At 61.0% G+C, this 2,110-nt stretch carries 4 protein-coding genes; 3 read left to right on the forward strand and 1 reads right to left on the reverse strand.

Annotated elements, in window-relative coordinates; genetic code table 11:
• Positions 1 to 504: 504 nt before the first annotated feature.
• Positions 505 to 852 (reverse strand): nuclear transport factor 2 family protein, encoded by a 348-nt coding sequence (locus tag J6525_RS46225; protein WP_225649586.1) that lies wholly within the window; start codon positions 850 to 852, stop codon positions 505 to 507.
• A gap of 147 nt (positions 853 to 999) precedes the next feature.
• Here J6525_RS46225 and J6525_RS46230 point away from each other — a divergent pair, with 147 nt between their 5' ends.
• The 3 genes from J6525_RS46230 to J6525_RS46240 form a co-directional block, all read left to right on the forward strand.
• On the forward strand, positions 1,000 to 1,194 hold the full coding sequence (locus J6525_RS46230) for a hypothetical protein (RefSeq protein WP_225649587.1): 195 nt from the start codon (positions 1,000 to 1,002) through the stop codon (positions 1,192 to 1,194).
• Complete coding sequence (locus tag J6525_RS46235; RefSeq protein WP_225649588.1) at positions 1,178 to 1,384, forward strand: hypothetical protein; 207 nt, start codon at positions 1,178 to 1,180, stop codon at positions 1,382 to 1,384. The genes J6525_RS46230 and J6525_RS46235 overlap by 17 nt, the downstream gene beginning before the upstream one ends.
• A 501-nt stretch (positions 1,385 to 1,885) precedes the next feature.
• The coding region (locus J6525_RS46240; protein WP_225649589.1) for a helix-turn-helix domain-containing protein at positions 1,886 to 2,110 on the forward strand (225 nt) is incomplete at its 3' end.

Consider the following 2,110-nt stretch of genomic DNA (forward strand, 5'->3'; position numbering starts at 1 on the left):
TCGCGAGTCGGCCGGAGCGAACCGGCCGAGACAGCGGCCCCAGCGACTGCCTCTTGGCCCCCAAAGGTTGCTGCGGCCGTTTCTAACTCTCTAAATTCATAGCAATGAAACACGTTGGCGACCGCCCCTACTCCGAATCCGAAAAAGCCGCGCGCAGGATCATGGAGCACGCTCGGGCCTTCGAGCCGATCCAGGATGGCCGGATCTGCATCGAAAAGATCAACTATCCGATGCTCTACCAGGACAAGGCGACGCCGGCTGAGTATTGGGCTGGCTTGGAGTACGCGAAGGATCGGGGTCGCGCCGGAGGTCTCAGCTGTATCCGCGCCGCCGCAGCCCGATGCACTGACCGCCCCTCCGCCACGCCTGCTCGAACGCGCGATCCCGGCACAGCGACCGAGCAGACGCGAGGGGCGACGGCGCAATCGACAACGGCGGCAGGTGGAGCGGTTGGCTTAGGCCGCCGCGAACGGACAGTCGTCACGGCATCAAACCGTAAACGCCTCATCGTTGGTGACCAGCGGATTGCAGGTCAAGTGCACGATCTTGCCGGCGGCGTTCAAGCGGAGACGCGTCCGGAACAGCCGTCCCCCTGCATCGCGGTACTCGAGGTAGACCGCCGTCTTCCGGCACGATCGCCTCGATCTGGAAGGGGCCGGGAGGCTGATCCGCCAACCTCAGCGTCCAATAGGAACGCAATGCCCGCCTGCCCTCGAACCTCCCGCCTTCGCAGCATTCCACAGTGGTGTCTTCGTCGTACAGGTCGAGCAGATCGGATATTCGCCGGTCCCGGCACGCGTCGAGCAAATCGACGACGATGGCCATGGCATCGAAAGTCTCGGGTGCACCCATCACGGCCCTCTTTCTGCAACGCCCCATGCAGACTAGATGTTCCGGCCTGAACTGCAGGTGAACCGCGCCGGGTTCCGGAATCGAGTCCTTCTTGCGCCGACCGGGTCCCGCAGCGGCGCCCGGAAGAGATCGCAGAGGAGCGCGAAGATGGAGCTGACCGATCTGGAGCGCGATTTTCTGAGGAAGCTCCTCGGCGAATCCTTAGTCAACCAGCCGCGGATTGCTGGTGACAAAGTGTGTGCAGGAACGTCTGTGTCGGAAACCACCTGTTCGCGTGATATTGTAGGCGGATTGAGCAAAAGCTGTGTGGCCAGCTCATGTGCTCATGTCTACCTTAGATGAACAGATAGCAATTGCCAAAAAGCACGTTGAGGATGGGCGCCGCATCGTGGCGAGCCAGCGCGAGCGGATTGCGAGGGGAACGAGTTATAACGAGGCAGAGGCTCGGGAATTGCTCGAAATGTTCGAGCAAGCGCAGGCGTTATTCGAGAGCGCCCTGAAGCGGCTCTTGGCGCTGCGAAATTCCAGCTGAGACGCCGCCACTTCTCAGTTCGAGCGGGCGAGTAACTCACTGACAAAGAATGGCCCCAGCGGGGGGGTACACGCTGAGGCCAAGGCGGTTGATCAATCCATGAGATGACAGGCTCACTCGATAAACAGAGCGCCGACGCTCACGATGGGCGCCACAAACGATATCGCCGTCAACGCCATGAAGCTGTATTCGACGCTGTCGTGGTGAATGAGCCTGAACATACCGCCATCGTGCGACCGAACAATCGTTTCCGCATTCACTTAGGCGTGTCAATGACCTAATTTATGCAAAGAAACGGCCCCAGCGAGGGGACTGGCTGGGGCCAAAGCTTCCAGATGCAGTCGGGGCAGTGACCGCACCTGAATGTCAACAAGAGTCGGCTACGTCCGTTCCTACGCCGCTATAGAAAAGGCCTCAGCCAGGTGTCACGCGCCATGGAAAACTGCCCCCTCGGCGCCATGAGGAATTGCCCCCTCCTTGGATTAGCCGAGGAGAGAGCGAATGAAGCAGGAACGAATCACTAGAGGCTCGTCGTGGAGTGATCCACGGGGGCAGGTGATGAAGACGCCGGATGACGTGGCGGAGATGTTGCGCCTGAGGGCGTGCGGATGGGGGCTGAAGCGCATTGCGCGCCAGCTGGGCTGCAGCCATCACACGGTGAAGGATTATATTGCGGCGGGCGGGGTGAAGCCGTTCAAGTCGCCCGAGCGGCTGAAGCGGCTCGAC

This window comes from Bradyrhizobium australafricanum, assembly GCF_020329495.1.
GTDB classification, from domain to species: Bacteria; Pseudomonadota; Alphaproteobacteria; order Rhizobiales; family Xanthobacteraceae; genus Bradyrhizobium; species Bradyrhizobium australafricanum.

Excerpts from the sequence above, each read along its gene's own strand:
- J6525_RS46235 (WP_225649588.1), top strand. The coding sequence starts at position 1,178 with ATGTCTACCTTAGATGAACAGATAGCAATTGCCAAAAAGCACGTTGAG.
- J6525_RS46230 (WP_225649587.1), top strand. The coding sequence starts at position 1,000 with ATGGAGCTGACCGATCTGGAGCGCGATTTTCTGAGGAAGCTCCTCGGC.
- J6525_RS46225 (WP_225649586.1), bottom strand. The coding sequence starts at position 852 with ATGGGTGCACCCGAGACTTTCGATGCCATGGCCATCGTCGTCGATTTG.